Origin of the sequence: Herbaspirillum sp., from assembly GCF_035644555.1 — a bacterium.
In the GTDB taxonomy this organism is placed as follows: Bacteria; Pseudomonadota; Gammaproteobacteria; order Burkholderiales; family Burkholderiaceae_D; genus Herbaspirillum.
In genome coordinates, this window is the sequence record NZ_DASQOH010000048.1 from 12,530 (window position 1) to 31,726 (window position 19,197).

General features: G+C 65.5%; 15 protein-coding genes. 7 read left to right on the plus strand and 8 right to left on the minus strand.

The features are described from left to right. Positions 1-13 precede the first annotated feature (13 nt). The 4 genes from VE092_RS12480 (at position 14) to VE092_RS12495 (ending at position 4,508) form a co-directional block, all read left to right on the plus strand. Positions 14-1,066, plus strand: coding sequence for a FecR family protein (locus VE092_RS12480; RefSeq protein ID WP_324877189.1), 1,053 nt, complete (start codon positions 14-16; stop codon positions 1,064-1,066). Positions 1,067-1,198: 132 nt separating this feature from the next. Beyond that, complete coding sequence (locus tag VE092_RS12485) at positions 1,199-3,634, plus strand: TonB-dependent siderophore receptor (RefSeq protein WP_324877191.1); 2,436 nt, start codon at positions 1,199-1,201, stop codon at positions 3,632-3,634. Positions 3,635-3,658: 24 nt separating this feature from the next. Then, complete coding sequence (locus VE092_RS12490; RefSeq protein ID WP_324877193.1) at positions 3,659-4,216, plus strand: RNA polymerase factor sigma-70; 558 nt, start codon at positions 3,659-3,661, stop codon at positions 4,214-4,216. Positions 4,217-4,298: 82 nt separating this feature from the next. After that, positions 4,299-4,508: a DUF4880 domain-containing protein gene (locus VE092_RS12495; RefSeq protein ID WP_324877195.1), complete on the plus strand. Its 210-nt coding sequence runs from the start codon at positions 4,299-4,301 to the stop codon at positions 4,506-4,508. Here the strand turns inward: VE092_RS12495 and VE092_RS12500 are convergent. Together VE092_RS12500 and VE092_RS12505 are read right to left on the minus strand one after the other, a co-directional pair. Continuing rightward, positions 4,442-5,755 carry a PepSY-associated TM helix domain-containing protein gene (locus VE092_RS12500; RefSeq protein ID WP_324877197.1) on the minus strand — a complete coding sequence of 438 codons (1,314 nt, stop codon included), beginning with the start codon at positions 5,753-5,755 and terminating at the stop codon, positions 4,442-4,444. The two genes, VE092_RS12495 and VE092_RS12500, sit on opposite strands and share 67 nt — an antisense overlap. After that, positions 5,755-7,971 (minus strand): TonB-dependent siderophore receptor, encoded by a 2,217-nt coding sequence (locus VE092_RS12505; RefSeq protein ID WP_324877199.1) that lies wholly within the window; start codon positions 7,969-7,971, stop codon positions 5,755-5,757. The genes VE092_RS12500 and VE092_RS12505 overlap by 1 nt, the downstream gene beginning before the upstream one ends. Positions 7,972-8,224: 253 nt before the next feature. On the opposite strand from VE092_RS12505, the gene chrA reads away from it, so the two are divergent. Together chrA and VE092_RS12515 are read left to right on the plus strand one after the other, a co-directional pair. After that, positions 8,225-9,451: a chromate efflux transporter gene (chrA, locus tag VE092_RS12510; RefSeq protein WP_324877201.1), complete on the plus strand. Its 1,227-nt coding sequence runs from the start codon at positions 8,225-8,227 to the stop codon at positions 9,449-9,451. A gap of 95 nt (positions 9,452-9,546) precedes the next feature. Further along, the gene (locus tag VE092_RS12515) at positions 9,547-9,846 is read left to right on the plus strand and encodes a hypothetical protein (protein WP_077238569.1); all 300 of its coding nucleotides are present in this window, start codon (positions 9,547-9,549) and stop codon (positions 9,844-9,846) included. A gap of 53 nt (positions 9,847-9,899) precedes the next feature. Here the strand turns inward: VE092_RS12515 and VE092_RS12520 are convergent, their stop codons facing one another. The 6 genes from VE092_RS12520 to VE092_RS12545 all read right to left on the minus strand — a co-directional run bounded on the left by VE092_RS12520 (position 9,900) and on the right by VE092_RS12545 (position 18,408). Further along, on the minus strand, positions 9,900-12,527 hold the full coding sequence (locus tag VE092_RS12520) for an EAL domain-containing protein (protein WP_324877275.1): 2,628 nt from the start codon (positions 12,525-12,527) through the stop codon (positions 9,900-9,902). Positions 12,528-12,683: 156 nt separating this feature from the next. After that, positions 12,684-13,865 (minus strand): acyl-CoA dehydrogenase family protein, encoded by a 1,182-nt coding sequence (locus tag VE092_RS12525; RefSeq protein WP_324877204.1) that lies wholly within the window; start codon positions 13,863-13,865, stop codon positions 12,684-12,686. Between the two features lie 169 nt (positions 13,866-14,034). Beyond that, entirely contained in the window at positions 14,035-15,456 is a 1,422-nt protein-coding gene (locus VE092_RS12530; protein ID WP_324877206.1) for a bifunctional enoyl-CoA hydratase/phosphate acetyltransferase, read from the minus strand. Positions 15,457-15,555: 99 nt separating this feature from the next. Next, positions 15,556-16,323, minus strand: coding sequence for an enoyl-ACP reductase FabI (gene fabI / locus VE092_RS12535; RefSeq protein WP_324877208.1), 768 nt, complete (start codon positions 16,321-16,323; stop codon positions 15,556-15,558). A 1-nt stretch (position 16,324) separates the two neighbouring features. Next, the gene (locus VE092_RS12540) at positions 16,325-18,031 is read right to left on the minus strand and encodes an alpha/beta fold hydrolase (RefSeq protein WP_324877210.1); all 1,707 of its coding nucleotides are present in this window, start codon (positions 18,029-18,031) and stop codon (positions 16,325-16,327) included. A 47-nt stretch (positions 18,032-18,078) separates the two neighbouring features. After that, positions 18,079-18,408, minus strand: a complete 330-nt coding sequence (locus tag VE092_RS12545) for a TraR/DksA family transcriptional regulator (protein WP_324877212.1) — start codon at positions 18,406-18,408, stop codon at positions 18,079-18,081. 320 nt (positions 18,409-18,728) lie between these two features. Here VE092_RS12545 and VE092_RS12550 point away from each other — a divergent pair, with 320 nt between their 5' ends. Then, entirely contained in the window at positions 18,729-19,184 is a 456-nt protein-coding gene (locus VE092_RS12550) for a hypothetical protein (RefSeq protein ID WP_324877214.1), read from the plus strand. Positions 19,185-19,197: the final 13 nt, after the last annotated feature.

Genomic DNA, 19,197 nt, shown 5'->3' on the forward strand with positions numbered 1-19,197 from the left:
TTGTGCCCGCGCCATGCCTGCCTCGCCGCCAGCCAGCTCCAACACGTCCGCAGTCGATCCCCTGGTCCTCGACCAGGCCATCGCCTGGCTGGTCCGCTTGCGGGCGGACGCCGGACGCCATGGTGTGGATGCCCATCTGCAGGCGCAGATAGAGCATTGGTGTCGCGCCGACCCCTGTCATGCGCAGGTATGGCGTGATCTGATGGCTGCTGAAGAACAGTTCCAGCGCCTGGTGGCCCTGCCGGTTCCGGCAGGTCAATGGCAGGGGCCACTCAAGCGACTGTCCCGCAGCCGCCAGCAGCGGCAGTCACGCCGTCGCTGGCTGGGCGGCGTCGCACTGGGTCTGGGGGGACTGGCCGTGGCGTCGCTGGCGGCGCGCCAGGCGGGCCTGCTGCACCTGCCGGAGCTGTTGCAGGCCGATGGCTACACCACGGCCACCGGCGCCCAGCGTCGGCTCAGCCTGAGCGACGGCACCCATCTGGCGCTCAACACTGATTCCCACATCCAGGTCCGTTTCGACGAGGGGCAGCGGCTGCTGGTGCTGCGCCACGGCGAAATCTTCGTCGATACCGGCAAGGATGCCCAGGCCGCGCAGTATCGACCCTTGCGGGTCAGGACTGGACAAGCGCTGCTGCAGGCACTGGGGACGCGTTTCGATGTGCGCCAGCAGGCGCAGAGCACACGGCTCACGGTGATCGAGGGGCAGGTGGCGGTGCAGACGGCCAGTGGCATGCGCGAGCTCATCTTCCCCGGCGAGATGGTCGAGATCGATGCGCAGGGGCAACTGGTGCGCCAGGCCATCGTGACGGCCGCCATGGACCCCACGGCCTGGCTGGAACAGACCCTGGTGGCGCGCCAGATGCGTCTGGGCGACCTGCTTGCCGAGATGGCGCGCTATCGCCATGGCTGGCTGCTGTGCGATCCGGCGGTGGCCGACTTGCGGGTGTCCGGCGTCTTCCAGTTGCAGGACAGCGATGCGGCCCTGGACGCGCTGGCCCGGACATTGCCGGTGGTCGTGCAGCGACGCACGCGGTTCTGGGTGCGGCTGGCGGCGGCCGGCCAGTGAGCCAGGCAGCGGGCCAGGCAGTGCGCCGCGCGGGCTGATCGGGACGGGCCGGATTTTTTTCGCTTCCGCTTACGGGTTTCGGCCAGCTCGTTCGGCATCCCAGTGTAGCCCGACGAATCGAACCGCTTGCGCATGCCCTCCACGCCATTCCTGTCCCTGAACTCCCGCACCGCCGGCATCACGCGCATGGCGCTGATGGCGCTGCTGCTGGCCCTCGGCGGCCTGAGCTTGTGGCCGGCCGGGGTCATGGCGCAGGACCGACGTCATTACGAGATCGCCGCCGGACCGCTGGAACAGGCCTTGAACCACTTCGCCCGCCAGGCTGGCATCACCCTGTCGTATGCCCCGGACATGGTGCAGGGCCGGCAGGTAGTGGCGCTGGCCGCTACGCTGGCGGTGGAGGATGGTCTGGCGCAGTTGCTGGCCGGTAGCGGCCTGCAGGCGGTACGTGCCGCCAATGGCAGCTATGGCCTGCAATGGCGCGCCGGCATGGGCGAAGGCGGCGCGCCCATGCCGGTACGCCAGCAGACGCAACGTCTGAAGGACGTCATCATCGACGGTCGTGGCGAACAGGCCGAGTTCTCCGAGGGCAGCGAAGGCTACGCCGTTGCCGCCGGCCAGAGCGCCACCCGCACCGTCACCCCCTTGCTGGAGATCGCTCAATCGCTGTCGGTCGTCACCCGTGCCGAAATGGAAGCACGCGGCGCCGACAGCATCCTCGACGTGTTGCGCTACATGCCCGGCGCCAATACCGAAACGCATGGCGTCGATCCGCGCGGCTACGACTATTTCAACCTGCGCGGTTTCATCAATGCCCAGAACACCAGCAACTACCTCAATGGCCTGCGCCAGCCGGTGGCCGGCTTTGGCACGTTCCGCACCGAGGCATACGGGCTGGAACGGGTCGAAGTCTTGCGGGGAGCGGCGTCGGCCAGCTTCGGGCAGGCCGATCCGGGCGGGGTGATCAACCGTATCAGCAAGGTGGCCGGAGACGATGCGCCCAACGAGATACAGGCCGGTATCGGCAGCTTCCAGCGGCGCCAGCTGGCGGCCGACCTGAGCGCTACCCTGGACGATGCAGGCCGGGTACAGGGCCGTCTGGTGGGCCTGGCGCTGGACAGCAATACCCAGTTCAGCTACGGCAATGGCAGTGCCGTGCCCAACGATCGCCTGTATCTAGCACCCTCGCTGAAACTGCAGCTGGGCGGCGACAGCCATCTGATCCTGCTGGCCGACTACCTGCGCGACCGCAGTGGCAGCGGCCGCTGGACGGCGGTACGTCCCGACGGCAGCCTGACCCATACGCTGGTAGGCGACCCCGGTACGGATCATCAGCGGGGCGAGCAATGGTCGCTGGGCTGGATGCTGGATCAGCGGCTGGATGCGACCTGGCGCCTGCAGCAGAATTTCCGCCACGCGGCGCTGCGGTCGGACTACTCGGTCCTCAACCCGGGCAGCTTGAGCGGCAGCGTGCTCTCGCGCAGCAGCGCCCGCTACCAGACGCAACTGACCAGCACCCAGATCGATACCCGCCTGCAAGGCCGCTGGCAACAGGGGCCGCTCGACCATGCCGTGCTGCTGGGGCTGGACCTGATGCAGATGCGTCAGGACGAGCAACGTTACCGGGGAACCGCGCCCGCGCTGGACCTGGCGCGGCCGGTCTATGGCATGCCCATAGCGCTGGCTTCCACCCTCTATGCGCAATTGCATGAAGAGATGCGCCAGACCGGCGTCTATGTCCAGGACCAGATCCGCGATGGCGCCTGGGTATGGACCCTGGGCAGTCGCCATGATCGCGTCACCGATAGCGCCCGCAACGACATCGGGCCGTCCCGCCTGGACAGCCGCGCCCAGGCCTGGAGCCATCGCCTGGGCCTGGCCTGGACCCATTACCCCGCTCTGGTGCCGTATCTGAACTACAGCACCGCCTTCCTGCCGCAGGCCGGCCAGGACGCCGCAGGCCAGCCCTTTGCACCAGCCTACGGACGGCAACTGGAAGTCGGGCTCAAGTTCCAGCCACAGGGGCAGCACCTGCTCTATACCGCCGCCCTCTACCAGGTCAGCAAGGACAACCTGCTCACCGCCGACCCGCAACACGCCAATGCCTACCTCACCCAGAGCCAGGTCCGCTCGCGCGGGGTGGAACTGGAAGCCAAGGGCAGGCTGCACCCAGGTCTCAACCTCGCGGCCGCCTACGCCTATACCCAGGCCATCAACACCCGCCATGTCGATCCCGCCTTGCAAGGCAAGTCGCCGGTGCTGGTGCCACGTCATGCAGCCAGCCTGTGGCTGGACTACACCCCGGGCCCGGTGTGGTCCGGCTGGGGGATAGGAGGGGGCGTCCGCTATGTCGGTCGCAACTATGCCAATGCCGACAACAGCGTGCGCAATGCCGCCGTACTGCTGCTGGACGCCATGCTGCGGCTGGACCAGGGGCATTGGCGCTATGCGCTCAACATCAGCAACCTGACCAACCGCCAGAGCACCTCCTGCCTGGCCGAGCCGACCCTGACCTGCTTCTGGGCCGAAGAACGGATGGCGCTGTTGAGCGTCCGCTATCGCTGGTAGCCAGAGGAAAGGGGATCCATCACCATGCAAGACAGGCAGGCAATACCTCACCACGACGCGACTGCATCGGACCTGCGCGAGCATTTCATCGGCCAGCGGCGGCGTCTGCGTGATGCGGCGCTGCGCATCCTGGGCTGTCCGCATCGCGCCGAGGACGTGGTGCAGGATGCCTACCTCAAGATCAGCGAAGTCCCGGCCGGGTTCGATATCCGCCAGCCCTCGGCCTACCTGCTGCGCATCGTGCGCAACCTGGCCATCGATCGTCATCGCCGCAGCGCCTTCGAGAGCGATGTCTTCGCCGTCGAGGAAGAGGGCCAGGCCGTACACGAAGAGGCGCAGGGGCCGGAAGCCATCGCCATCAGCCGCCAGACGCTGGCGCTGATCAGCCACGCTCTGGCCAGCCTGCCGCCGCGTACGCGTCGGGCGTTCGAGCTGTATCGGCTGAGCGGCATGAGCCAGCGCGAGATCGCCGCTGAACTGGGAATATCGGCCACCCTGGTCAACTTCCTGATCCGCGACGCCATGGACAGTTGCCGCGCGCAGCTGCAAGCTGGCGCGACCTGTCATGGGACGGAGCGATAGGCTATGATGCGCACTCGTACCGCCCTGTTGGGTGGCGTGTTTTTTTCCGGTGTTTGCGCCTCGTCCCATCGACCCGTTCTCCATGTCCCAGCCTTCCGCTTCTTCCCTGTCATGGCAGACCGCCGTCTCCTGGGTGATGCGCGAGCACGAACAGGACGGGCTCGGCGAGCCTGAACAACAGGCCCTGCAGCAATGGCTGCAGGCCGACCCCGGCCATCTGGCCGCCTATCGCGAAGCGCGCACCCTGTGGCTGGCGCTGGGCTTCATTCCCGCCCCCGGGGAGCGCGGCTGACGCGCGCCGCGCTTCTTCCACCAGATCACCACGCCGGTCACCGTCAACAGGCTCACCGCCAATCCCAGCAAAGCCAGCGCGATGCGCCAGGGCAGTCCGAACACATGGCCCATGTGCAGCGCGCCGAGCCAGTTGCTGAAGGTATTGCCGCTGCGGTCGCCTGTCGGCAGCCAGTGGCCGCGCACCTGGCCGCTGGCGGCATCGATCAGCAGGCCGGTATTGCCAACGTCGCTGCGCAGGTCGGCATTGCTGTGAACCATGTAGGCATACACCCCGCGCCGGCGGTCATAGCTCAGTCTTTCCTCGAAGTCGATCTGCAGTCCGCGTTGGCTGGCGAAACCGGCCATGGCCCGGCGTGCCATGGCATGCGCCTGCGGCCAGGACATCGGTGGCCCCGCCGTCAGTGGTGACGCATTGGCCAGGGGCGGCGCCGGGCGCCAACTGTAATCGAAGGGCAGCAGGCGCGACATCACCGGCAGGTAGATCTGGTCGCGCAGGTTGAACATCACGCTGGACCAGGCCAGCATCAGCAGCAACACCCAACACCACAGGCCGAAGGCGCGATGCAGGTCGAGATTGACGCGATAGAAACCGGCCCGCCACTTGACCAGCCAGGCCGGCTTCCATTTCGTCAGGAAAGGGCGACCCCGTGGCCAGGTCAGGATCATCCCGACCAGGCAGTCCAGCGTCCACAGCGTGGCCACCACCCCCATCACCAAGGCCCCGGCCACGCGCGGCAAGGCCAGCGAGTGATGCAGGTTGAACACCAGCGGCATCAGCGCGGAGGGTTCCAGGCTGATCCTCTGGCGGTCCCGCAGCCCCTGGATCGCTCCGGTATGAGGATTGACCAGGACTTCGTCATATCCCAGCCGGAAGGGCTGGCCGGTGGCGCGGTCGATGGCCGGGCCGACCAGGAAACGAACCGTACGGCCGGCTTGCGGATGCAGGATCAACTGGCTGACATCGGCCTGTGGCCCCAGCGCCAGCGCCACCCGTTCGCGCAACGCGTACGGGTCCAGCATGGCCGAGGCTGGCTGGCCCGGGGCCGGATGCGCCAGGTGCAACTCCGGTGCCAGCCACAGATCGAGCTCGTCCTCGAAGGCCAGCAGGCTACCGGTCAGGCTGGCCACCAGCAGGAACAGGGCCAGCACCAGGCCGTTCCAGCGATGCAACAGGACCAGCGTGTGGCGGTCAGGTGTGTGGCGGCACAGCCAGGCGCTAGCCCGGCCTGCCAGGGTGAGGCGCATTACCATCGGGTGGTCAACTGGAGCAGTCCGGTACGGCGGGCGCCGTATTCACACAGTTCGGAGCAGTACGCATAGATCCGGTCGGTCACGTTGTTGAGCTTGAGCGCCAGCTCGATATTGCGCCACTCGCTGTTGATGCGACCCAGGTCCATCCTCGCCCCGAAGTCCAGCAAGGTGACGGCCGGGGTTTCGAAGGTGTTGAGGGCATTGCCATAGGAGCGACCGATGTAGCGCACCCCGGCCGAGACATGGGCGCCGGCCATGGCGCCACGCTGGAAGCCATAGTCCACCAGTACCCCCGCATTGTGGCGGGCCGCCCCGGGCAAGGCCTTGCCCACGGTACTGGTGGTGCTGCTGGAGGTATTGCTGGTGACCTTGGCATCGGTATAGCTGTAGCTGGAGGTCAGGTTCAACCCATCGGCGAGCGACATCTTGCCTTCCAGTTCCACCCCGCGCGATCGTGCCTCGCCGGTCTGGATCGAGTAGCCGGCGTGGGCCAGGTCGGCGGTAGCCACGTTCTGCCGGCGCAGGTCGAACACCGCCAGGGTGAACAGCGCATTGGTCCCCGGTGGCACGTACTTGACTCCGGTCTCGTACTGCTTGGCCCGTTCCGGCTTGAGCATGGCGCCGCCATAGCTCAGGCCGGTGGTGGGCGTGAAGGACTCGGTGTAGCTCAGGTAGGGCGAGAAGCCACCCGCCATCTCATGCACCAGGCCGAGGTTGCGGGTATTGGCGCGGTCGCTGCGGTCGGTGACGGTACGGGCGATGGCATTGCTCACCTTCTGGTCGGAGCGGTCATGGCGCAGCCCGGCCGAGAGGATCCAGCGCTCGCCTATCCTGATCTGGTCCTGCAGGTAGAGGCCCATCTGGTCATCCTGGGTGCGCAGGTTGTAGTTTTCGGCCACCGCCGGCAGGTTGCCGTAGCTGGTGGTGTAGATGTTGGAGAACACATAACCGGCCGCAGTATTGGGGCTGACGTAGCCGCGCACGGTACCGGCGGTATGGTGCAGGTCCAGGCCCATCAAGACCTTGTGCCTGAGCGGGCCGGTACCGAAGTCCGCCTGCAACTGGTGGTCGGCGGTGAAGGTATTGGAGTCGGTCCCCAGGCGCCAGCGCTGCAGCGCCGCCACCGCCGACTGCGTGGCGGGGAAGAAGGCGGCGAAACGCAGGTTGTTGCGGGTGCCGGTGTAGTCGGTGTAGCGCAGGTTCTGGCGGAAGCTCCAGACCTCGTTGAACTGGTGCGAGAACAGCGAACTGAGCGACCAGTTCTCGTAGCGCTCGTTGTTGTCGCCGGTGCGTCCCAGCGCGGTACTGGTGGGAATCTGGCCGTTCGGATTGGGGCTGACCGTGCCGCTGGCCGGGAACAGGTTGTTGGACAGGCCCTCGCTGCGTTGGTATTCGAAGCGGCCGGTCCATTCGGTACGCTCGTCCGGGCGCCAGGTGATGGCCGGCGCCAGGAACAGGCGGCGGTCCACGGTCCCGTCGACCTGGGTGCCGGCGTCGCGCGCCAGGCCGGTCAGGCGATAGGACCAGACTCCGGCGGCATCCAGGGCGCCACCGAAATCGCCAGCCACCTGCTTGCGGTCGAAGCTGCCCACCTGCACCTGCAGTTCGTGCAGCGCGGTGGTGGTCGGCTTCTTGGAGACCACGTTGATCAGTCCGCCCGGCGAATTCTGGCCAAACATCACCGAGGCCGGACCGTGCAACAGTTCGATGCGCTCCAGCCCATAGGGCTCGGGCGCATAGCGGCTGTAGCTGGCGTTGGACGAGGTCAGCATGCCATCGCGATAGAAAGAACCGCCATTGTTGAGCGCAAAGCCGCGCAGCAGCGAGGCGGTATCGACGATGGCGAACGCTCCCGTGGAGACCTGCACGCCGCTGGTATAACCCAGGGCCTCAGCCACGGTGCGGGCCTGCTGGGTGGCGATCTGGTCGGCGGTCACCACCGAGATCGATTGCGGGGTCTCGGTGATGGCGGTATCGGTCTTGGTGGCAGTGGCGCTGCGCCGGGCGACGAAGCCGTGCACCGGACCGGTGGCCTTCTCTTCTTCGGTAGCGGTGACGGTGACCTGTGGCAGGGCCGTGCTGGCAGGGTCGTTCTGCGCCCAGGCGGAGGAGGTTGCCGATAACCCGAGCAGGGCCAGTCGCAGGGACTGCACCAGCAGCTGCGGGCGCAGGGGAGGGCAAGGGAGCTTGTTGTTATATCGGTTGGTCATGGTCGAGAGCGAAATACGCAAGGAAGGGTCGCCAGCCGGGCTGGCGCGTGCCGGATGGCGCGCTCTCTGATAGACGAATGAGAAGTGTTTGTGTTTAGGAGGGGGGCCGGGCGGCGAAACGCGGCACCGCCTATCCGCCGCCTGTACATGGCATTGGTAGGTTCGAGCGGCTGCATTATGATAGCCAGCCTGCAGACACCGCAGCCTGCGGTGTACAGATGCCATCGAGATGCAGAAAGTGAGTTCTTGCGTAATGACGCACGACGAAGACCCGATATCCCAGGATGACCGCGCAGCACGCGGCAGTGCCGGCGAGGTACTGCGTGTTTTCCTCAAGCTGGGGCTGACCTCCTTCGGCGGACCGGTGGCGCACCTCGCATATTTCCGGGAAGAACTCGTGGTGCGCCGCCGCTGGATTGGTGAAAGCAGCTATGCCGATCTGGTCGCGCTATGCCAGTTCCTGCCCGGCCCGGCGTCCAGCCAGGTCGGTTTCGCCCTGGGCCTGTTGCGTGGCGGCCCGTGGGGCGCCCTGGCAGCCTGGGCGGCATTCACCTTGCCATCGGCGCTGTTGCTGCTGGTCTTTGGCCTGGTCGCTGGGAGCATGTCGGGTGTCCTCGGTACCGGTCTGCTGCACGGTCTGAAGATCGTGGCCGTGGCCGTGGTGGCCCAGGCGGTCTGGGGCATGGCGCGCACCATCACGCCCGACCGCCAGCGCATCAGCATCGCGCTGGGTGCGTTGATGATCGTGGTCGGCGCCGGCAGCGCCGTGGGCCAGATCGCCGCCATCCTGTTTGGTACCGTGGCCGGCTTGTTGTTCTGTCGCGACCTTGCCGTGACCAGCCGGGGACAACTGGGATTCGGCGTGTCGCGCGGTGTCGGCCTGGCCTGCCTGGCAGCCTTCCTGCTATTGCTGGTCGGCTTGCCGCTGGTGGCGACGTGGTCCGGGCTGCATGCGGTTTTCGTGTTTGATGCGTTCTATCGTTCGGCCTCACTGGTCTTCGGCGGCGGACATGTGGTCCTGCCCTTGCTGCAGGCCGAAGTGGTCGGTCCCGGCTGGGTCTCCAACGATGTCTTCCTGGCCGGTTATGGTGCCGCGCAGGCGGTGCCGGGTCCGCTCTTTACCTTTGCGGCCTACCTTGGCACGGTGATGCAAGCCTTCCCCAATGGCGTGGCAGGTGCCGTGCTGTGCCTGCTGGCGATCTTCCTGCCGGGTTTCCTGCTGCTGTTGGGCGCGCTGCCGTTCTGGGACGACTTCCGGCAACGGCCGCTGGCCCAGGCCGCCATGCGCGGGGCCAATGCCGCCGTAGTCGGCCTGCTGGCCGGGGCGCTCTACAACCCGGTGTGGACCAGTGCAGTATTCAATGCCCGCGATTTTACGCTGGCCGTGACCGGCATGGTGCTGCTGATGGCCTGGCGTCTGGCGCCATTGGCGGTGGTGGTGATCCTGGCGCTGGGCGGGGTCCTGCTGCAGGCGCTCTGAAGCCTGGCTGCTGTTGCCGGGCTTGCAATCAGGAAACGCCTGATGGTGCGCACGTGGTCGCCGTCCTATCGTGAATCCACGATAAGGAGGGGACCATGTGTACCAACGCCATGAGCATCGCACGCCGCCATCTGGGCATCATCGTCCGGCTGTGCGACATGTCCGAACAGGATGAACCGGTCGCCGAACTGGTGCGCGCCACCGTCAGGAACTGCCTGCTGGCGATGCAGACGGCCGGCACCGAAGCGGCCGAGGCCAGCGAGATCATCGGACAGCTGCTGCAGCATGAACTCGCCAGTGTCCCGGCCGACCGGGACAAATACCGCAAGGTACTGGAAGCGGCCCACCTGCATGCCGAATACCTGATGCTGGCCGATCGCAGCGCCGCCCACTGAACGGCGCCACTGCCGGCCGCTGGCCGCCGGTCATCACAGCCTATCCCGTGTGATCAATAGCTGCCGTCGAACTGCTCGGCCGGCACCGGCTTGCCGAACAGGTAGCCCTGGTAGCGGGTGCAGCCCAGGGCGGCCAGGAATTGCTGCTGCTCGCGGGTCTCGACGCCTTCGGCAATGACTTCCAGGCCCAGCGCATCGGCCAGGGCGATGATGCTTCTGGCGATGGCGACATCGCTGGGCGTGGCCAGCAATTCGCGGACGAAGGACTGGTCGATCTTGAGCTGGTCCAGCGGCAGGCGCTTGAGCAGCGACAGCGAGGAATAGCCGGTACCGAAATCGTCCAGCGCCAGCGTCAGCCCATGACGCTTCAACTCCAGCATCTTGTCGATGGTGGATTGCACGTCCTCCACCATGGCCGACTCCGTCAACTCCAGCTTGAGGTGGGCAGTCTGCGCGCCGGTCTCTTCGATGGTGTGCAGAATGTCCTGCACGAAATCCGGCTGACGCAGCTGGAGCGCGCTCACATTGACCGCGATGACCACCGGTGGCCGACTGCCGTTGTCGCTGCGGTTCCAGCGCACGGATTGGCGGCAGGCCTGCTCGAACACCCAATGGCCCAGTGGCAGGATCAGGCCCGAGGCCTCCGCCACGGGAATGAAGAGGCCAGGCGAGACCGGGCCCCGGAAGGGATTGTGCCAGCGCGCCAGGGCTTCCACTCCGATCAGGCGACCGGCCTGGTCACGCTGCGGCTGGTAGTGCAGGCTGAACTCTCGGTTCTCGATGGCGCGGCGCAGGTCGTTCTCCAGGCCGGTGCGGAAATGCAGGGCCGATTCCATTTCCTGGTTGAACAGGCAGAAGGTATTGCGTCCCGCCTTCTTGGCCGCGTACATGGCCAGATCGCCCTGGCGCAGCAGGTCCTGTACGCTGGCATGCGGGTCCTGCATCAATGCCACGCCGACCGAGCAGGTCGCGAAATGGCCGACGCCATGGAAGTCGAAGCGCGCTTGCATGGCATCGATGATGCGCTGGGCGAACTGGCTGGCCAGCAAATGGGCCTGTTGGGCCGGCAGTCCATCCAGCAGCACCACGAATTCGTCTCCGCCCAGACGCGCCACCATGCCGGTACGGCCGACCAGGTTCTGCAGACGCTGCGCCACCTGCTGCAAAAGCTGGTCGCCAACAGTGTGGCCCATGGCGTCATTGAGGTCCTTGAAGTTGTCGACGTCGACGAAGAACAATGCTCCCACGCCTTGACTGCTGTCAGCCGTTTGGCCACGGTGGCTGGCGGGCTGGATCTTCTCCAGCAGCAGGCGGCGGTTGGGCAGGCCGGTGAGCGGGTCGTAGAAGGCCAGTTGACGGGTTTCCTCCTGCAGGCGCTTCTGGCTGCTGATGTCCAGCAGCGTCCCGACATAGTGACTCACGCCACCGGCGGGGTCATTCACCGCGGTCAGGGTGAGCACGGCATGGAATTCGTCGCCGCCACGACGCTGTACGCAGAGCTCGCCCTGCCATTTCCCCTGGCTCTGGATCAGGGCCCACAGGCTGGTCCGGAAATCCCGGTCGCCCTGCTCCTGACGGCAGGGCGGCATCCCCTGGGCAGCCAGGTCCGGGTCGCCCCGTCGATACCCGGTCAACTCGGTAAAGGCGGCGTTGACATCAAGCACGCTGCGATCGGCACCCATGACCCAGATCGCCTCGGAAGAATGGAAGGCCGCCGCGGCGATGCGCAATGAGGCTTCGCTTTGCCTGAGTCTGGCGGTGCGGCGGGCGACTTCCCTGCGCAGGTAGGCGGCGATCAGCAAGGTCAAGACCAGCAGCGCCAGGGCGCCGCCGAGCAACCACCAGACGTAGGTCGGCAGCGAGGTCGCGCCACGGCCCCACTTGTGCAGGATATCGAAGTAGATGGAGCGCGGATCGGCCTGCCACTGTGACAGGGCACGGTCGATGGCCGCCAGGGTCTCCGGGGGCTGTTGCTTGCTGCTGACGAAATACAGCTTGACCGGCTGGAACACGATGCTGGTGTCGGCCAGGCGATAGCGGTCGGCCAGCATATCGCCCGCCTGCTGGCTGGCGATGATGCCATCGATCTCGCCGGCGGCGGCCATGCGGAAACCTTCTTCCACGTTCTTCAACGGCACCAGGGTGAGTTTGATCCCCGAATTGTCCATCAAGGAACGGAAATAACTGGCCTGCACCGAGCTGTCGAGCAGGCCGATCTTCTTGCCCTTGAGGTCGAACACCGAATCGATCACCACGGCTCGGTTGCGATACAGGATGGACCAGCTGTAGAGCGCCGGCACGGCGGAGTATTGCAGTACTTTTTCACGCTGCTCGGTCCAGGCCACATCGGGAAGGATGTCGATCTGCCCGTTTTCCACCCACTGCAGGCAGGTCTGCCATTCGCAGGGCACGAAACGCAGTTGCCAGTCCTCGCGGCTGGCGATCTGGCGCAGCAGGTCGATATGCAGACCCGAGGCGGTGCCGGCACTGTCGAAGAAGATCTTGGGCGGGTTCTGGTAGACGCCGACGGACAGCACTTTGGTCTGGCCTTCGGAAAGTGTCAGCAGGCAGCACAACAGGAGCAGGAGGCGCCATGGACGCCACCCCTTGCGCCGCCCGCCCGCTGCCACGCCCTGGACCGGCTGCCTTGCCTCTGTCGCAGGCGGATTGGTGGCCGACATGTTTGCCACAGCGATGTATTCCTCATTTGGTTTTTTGTCTACTTTATAGAACATCAAACCAAATTGGAACGTTTACCGCCATTGCCAGTTACGTCGCTTTGTCGGCATCAGCCGGGGCAAGGCTGGGGGCGGGGCGGAGTGCGCGCCCCTGTGGGCTCAGAAGAATCCCTGGGTCGGCAGGCGGACCTGGTTCGCACTCAGGTTGCCCAGTGCAAAGGCCTTGTGCGAAGTCGGGTTGTGGGTGGAGATGGTGCGGATATTGCGCCAGTGACGGTCCAGGTTGGCCGAGGTGAGCGTGGCCGAGGCCCCGGCGATGTCGAACAGGGCCGTGGCGGCGTGATGGGCGATGCGATCCACCACCACCTTGGCACGTGCGGCGGCAGCAGCGGCATCCTGCAGGCGGTCATCGGCATCGGCCGCATTGCTCTTCAGGGCGGCATAGGCGCGGTCGGCCTCGCTGGCGGCGGCGAGCACGATGGCACGGGTGGCGAAGGCATCGGCATCGCGCTCGCCCAGGGCGCTCAGCAGGATAGGATCATCTGACGCCGCCGGTGTGGGGGCGTAGTAGTAATTGCGCTTGCGTTTGAACAGCAGTGCGCTGGCGTCGCGTGCCACTGCGCTCACCACGCCGGCTATGACCGCCGTGAGGAACAGTTGCGCAATGGTCGAGCCCAGCACCGCCTGGCGCGCCGGTACCTGATCCGGCAGCAGCACTTCGTGCGGGGCCACCAGGACATTCTCGAAGTTGGTGGTACCGCTGCCGGTCAGGCGCTGGCCCATGCCGTACCAGTCGTCCACGGTCTGTACGCCTTCGCGCTGGCGTGGCAGCAGGACCACCGCGCGGCGGCCGTCTTCCACCGACACCGTCACGTGCAGCCAGTCGGCGAAGAGCGAACCGGTCGAATAGAACTTCTGGCCGTTGAGCACATAGTGCTCGCCCTGGCGGACCAGGCGCGTAGAGAGCACACCGGTGCCGCCGATCTGTGCCTGTCCCAGTTCGGTATGGGAGGCGCCGATCAGGTCGCCGGCACGCACGCGCTCGCGCAGTGCGTCCACGCCGGGATGTTGCAACGGGGCGTTGAGCACGCGCTCCAGGGCCACATGGTGATTGCGCCAGATGTGGGCGATGTTGGGATCGGCCGCGCCCAGCTCGATGGCCGTCTCCAGGGTCTGCACGAAGGTGGCGCCACCGCCACCGTAATCGGCGTCGAGCCGCCTTGCACCGAATCCGGTGGCCTTGATTTCTTCGATCAAGGCAAAGGGTTGTTCACGCTGTGCATCGCGCTGGGCGGCGCCGCCGGCAATGCGCTGCAGGAGGTCGGAGGGAAGTGTGCTCATGAGGTCGATGGTGTCCGGGAGAATGGATGCCGCAGGCCGGATGGCCGGGATGAGCACATCATAGAGCCCCGGGCAGGCAAGCCAAACTGCGCATTTCGCATTAGCTTGCTTGGGCCAGTCATATGAAGTCGGAGCACACGGCAGCCGCACAGGTCACCATGCATTCCGGTCAGAGTGGCGTGGTGGTGTAGTGCTGCGCCACCAGGCGCGCCACGGCGCAGGAGGCCAGCCGTGTTTCGCGTGAATCGGCGCGGCTGGTCAGCACCAGCGGCAGGCGTGCGCCAAGCACCAGACCGGCGCTGACGGCGCCACCCAGATATTCCAGTTGCTTGGCCAGCAGATTGCCGCTTTCCAGGTCGGGGACCACCAGGATGTCCGCCTGTCCTGCCACTTCCGAGACGATGCCCTTGACCCGTGCCGATACCGGCGAGACCGCATTGTCGAAGGCCAGCGGGCCATCCAGTACGCCGCCGGTGATCTGCCCGCGATCGGCCATCTTGCATAGCGCGGCGGCGTCCAGCGTGGCCGGCATCCTCGGATTGACCGTCTCCACCGCCGCCAGAATGGCCACCCTGGGCAGCTTGACGCCAATGGCCTGGGCCAGGTCGATGGCGTTACGGATGATGTCGGCCTTTTCTTCCAGCGTCGGTTCGATGTTCACGGCTGCATCGGTGATGATGAAGGGCCGCGGGTAGGAGGGCGTCTGCATCAGGTAGCAATGGCTCATGCGGCGCTTGGTGTGCAGCGCCGGGCTGGCCACCACGGCGCTCATGAATTCGTCGGTATGCAGGCTGCCTTTCATCAGCATCTCCACCTGTCCCTGGCTGGCCAGCTCGACCGCACGTGCCGCTGCCGCGTGGCTGTGGGGAACGTCCTCGATGGGGAACGCGGAGATATCCAGCTTTTGCTGCGCCGCCAGGGCCAGCAGCTTGGCCCGGGGCGCCACCAGTACCGGCAGGATGATGCCGGCGGCATGGGCGTCCATGACCGCTGACAGGCTGGCCGCGTCGCAGGGGTGGACGATGGCGACCTTGACCGGCCCCAGCTGGCGCGTATGGTCGAGCAACTGTTGCAGCTCGCCATCGCCCATCTTCATGCTGACTTCCGGCAAGGTGGTCCGGCGTCGCACGATGGATTCGGTGGGTGCGATGATGTCGGCCTCGCCTTCGATCACGATGACATTGTCCTGATTGACGCAGGCGCATTTGAGCGTCAGCCGGTGCCGGGCCTCGTCACGTGCGACCACGGTGACGCTGGTCTGCAGCGTATCGCCGATGCGTACCGGATGCAGAAACCGCAGGGTCTGACCGAGATAGATCGTGCCGGGTCCCGGCAGGCGGGTCCCCAGGACCGCCGAGATCAATGCGCCGCCGAACATGCCATGCGCGATGAGCCCGTGGAACCGGCTTTCCTTGGCGAAGGCGGCATCCAGGTGCTGGGGATTGGCGTCACCGGAGATGACCGCGAAGAGCTGGATGTCGGCCGAGGTGAGCGTGCGGGTGATGGTGGCAGTGTCACCGATGGCGATTTCCGCGAAGACCCGGTTGCGGATCAGGCCGAGCAGGTCGTCGCTGGCGTGCGTTTCTGTCATGTTGGCGGGGCTGCCTGATGATGCTTCGGTCATGGTGTCCTCGGCTGGGAATGGGCTGGAGCGGATTCGGCGCTGCGGCGCTCACGCTTGCCCGGGGGCTCATGCGACGATGTGATAGCCCGCATCGACATACAGGGTGTTTCCGGTGATGACGCTGGACGCATCGCTGGCCAGAAAGCTGCACAGGTCACCGACATCGTCGATATTGGCCAGCCGGCGCAAGGGCGAACGGCGGGCGGCGTCGGTCAGAAACTCCTCGAAGCAATTCAGTCCGGAGGCTGCCCGCGTGGCCAGCGGCCCCGGCGACACGGCATTGACCCGGATGCCAGCCGGGCCCAGGTCGCTGGCCAGATAGCGCACGCTGGCTTCCAGCGCTGCCTTGACCGGGCCCATCATGCCGTAGTTGCTGACGACCTCGTCGGCACCGACATAACTCATGGTGATCAGACTACCGCCATTCTTCATCAGGGGCTGCGCCAGGCGGGCCATGCGGATGAAGGAATGGCAGGATACGTCCATTGCCTTGGCAAATCCCTCGGGCGAGCAATTCACGACGCGGTCGTGCAGATCCGCCGCCGGTGCGAAGGCGATCGAATGCAGCACGAAGTCGAGCCTGCCCCAGTGCGTCGTGATCAGCTCGAAAAGATGCTCCATCTGGCCAGGTTGACTGACGTCCAGCGGGCACATGATGGAGGCCTGCACTTGATCCGCCAGGGGTTCCACATAGTGGCGCGCCTTGTCGTTGAGCCATGTCACGGCCAGTTCGGCGCCGGCCGCGTGCAGTGCACGCGCACAGCCCCAGGCGATGCTGTGCTTGTCGGCGATGCCGACCACCAGGCCTTTTTTTCCTTCCAGCGAAAGCACCATCCTATTTCTCCATGATGTAGGTTCCGGGCGCATCGTCCATCCGCCCGGCTTTTGCGCCGCCCAGACGGGGCGGAGTGGTGGGCTCGCCCGAATGCTGCGCCAGCCAGGTCTGCCAGGCGGGCCACCAGGATCCTTCGGTGAAGGGAGTCTCTGCAGCCCATTGATCGGGCGGGCAGTAGGCGCCACCGGCCGGCCGGTGGCGCATCTGGAACTGGCTGCGCGGATGCCCCGGCGGGCTGACGATGCCGGCATTGTGGCCGCCGCTGACCAAGACGAAGGTGATTTCCGCAGGGCACAGATAATGCAGCTTGAAGACCGAGTGCCAGGGCGCGACGTGGTCGCGGACCGTTCCCACCAGGAATACCGGGGTATTGATGTCACTGAGCGCGACTGGCTTGCCCTCCACGGGATAGCGGCCTTCGCTCAGATCGTCATCCAGGAACAGCCGGCGCAGATATTGCGAATGCATGCGAGCCGGCATGCGGGTGGCGTCCGCATTCCATTCCATCAGGTCGCTGTTGCGGGCCGGCGTACCCATCAGGTATTGGCCGATCACGCGTGACCAGAGCAGGTCGTAGGAGCGCAGCATCTGGAAGGCGGCCGCCATCTGTGTCTGGCTGAGCGTGCCGGCCTCTTGCATCTGGGCCTCCAGCAGGCTGATCTGGCTTTCGTCGATGAACAGGCCCAGTTCACCCGGCTCGCTGAAGTCGGTCTGGGCCGCCAGCAAGGTCAGCGATGCCAGGCGCGAGTCGCCGTCGCGTGCCATCGCGGCCGCTGCAATGGCCAGCAGGCTGCCACCCAGGCAATAGCCGGCGCCATGTACCTTCTGGCCGGGCACGATGCGATTGACCGTGTCGAGGGCGGCATGCAGGCCGGCGTTCAGATAGTCGTCCATGCCCAGGTCGCGGTCTTCAGGACCTGGATTCTTCCAGGAGACGCAGAACACCGTGTGACCGCGCTCGACCAGATAGCGGATCAGCGAGTTCGCCGGTGACAGGTCCAGGATGTAGTACTTCATGATCCAGGCCGGAATGATCAGCAGCGGCTCCGGATACACCGCCTTGCCGGCCGGGGCGTACTGGATCAATTCCATGATGTCGTTGCGCAGGACCACCTTGCCGGGCGTGATCGCCACATCCTTGCCGGGCAGGAAGCTGCGATCGGTAATGGTGGGCTGTTCCAGCAGCAGACCGACCATGTCGTTCATGCAGTTCTGCAGGCCGGTCAGGAGATTGTTGCCGCCTTGTTCCACGCTCACACGCAGCACTTCCGGATTGGTCAACAGATAGTTGCCGGGCGAGAACATGTCCAGTAGCTGGCGCGCAGCGAAATTGACCAGATCGGCATGATGTTTTTCGACACCCCAGACATCGCGCGTGGCGGCATTGCACCATTGTTCGGTCAGCAGGAAGCCCTGGTGCCACAGGTTGTAGGGCCAGCGCTGCCAGTCCGGTGCGGCAAAGCGGCGGTCCGCGACCGGCAGGTCGGCAGCCTGGGCATTGGATTGGGCACTGCCCATGTAATGCAACAGTCGGTTGCCCTGCTGCAGGGCCAGGCACAGCAACTCCAGGCGTTTGCCGGGGGAAACGGCCAGGTGCGCGGCCCAGTCGATGGCGGCCAGCAATCCCGACGCCAGCGACAGCGAGCCGCTGGAGCGGGCCAGGGCTGCATGCACCTGCATGTCCAGGCGCTCGGTCGGCGTAGGCATGACAGCCGTCTGCGGAAGCAGTGGCCAGGCTTGTGCGTGCGTGTTCATCAGGCGGCCCTGGAGTGGCGACGTTCGTGCAGTTGCTGGCAGGCCAGACAACGCTTGGCGGTGGGATAGGCCAGCAGACGCTCGACCGCGATATCGGCCCCGCAATCTGCGCACAGTCCATAGCTGCCGTCCTGCATGCGCGATCGTGCCTGGCTGATGTCCTGCAATTCATGCAACTCCTGATCCGACATCACCTGCGCGGTGGTGGCCCGCTCCAGACCTTCGTCGTTGGTGAAGTCCGCTGCCTGCATGCGCTGGCGCAGTGAATGTTCGGCGTCGTCCAGCAGGCTGCCAAGCCGGACCCATTGGGTGGGGGAAATCTGTCGCATGGCTCACTCCATGAACTGCACCCGATGCAAATTGACCGGGATTGCATGGCGCAACTGTGCGCCAGGGCCTGGCCCGGCCTACTGATGTAAGTCAAGGCCAGCCAGCGAGGCTTTGTCGGGTCAGCACGGGAACTTGACTTGCATCAGTTTTGCACCCGATGTCTAGCGCAGAATCTTCATATAAGGATCAGACTTGCTGAACATTGTGGACGCCTGTGCCGGCTGATCCAGCCCAGGCCACGGCAAGCGACGCTGGAAAGGCAGGCAATGACCTCTGGCGTTCTCGATCAGGCATTGCCAGATTCTGGAAAGGAAATCCCATGCGCCTCCCCAACATGGACAACTACGCCGACTTCTGGCTGGGCTACGCCAGCCACCAGATCGAGGCCAGCGTCGAACTCGGCGCCACCACCCTCGCAAGCATGAGCAAGCTCTACGACCTGGATAGCAGTTTCCTGCGCCGCGAAAGCGGCAATGCAATCCTGCTGGCCAAGCAATGCGTGGAAGCAAGAACCCCGGTGGAAGCGGCCTCAATGATGGCTGAACGCTGGCGCAATGAGATGCAGGAAAGCGCCGTCTTTGCCGGGCAGCTGGTCGAGTGGCTGGCCGAACTCACTGCCAGGCTGAATCACGCCACGCAACAACGGATGACGGGCTTGAACGGCCAATATGCCGCCTATCTGGACAATGCCACCTCCGGCACCAACAGTGCAGCCGCTGACGGCAAGCCAATACCCAAGGCCACGAACAAGGTCGCCAGGAGCAAGGCTGGCTGAAGAGCAACTTCTC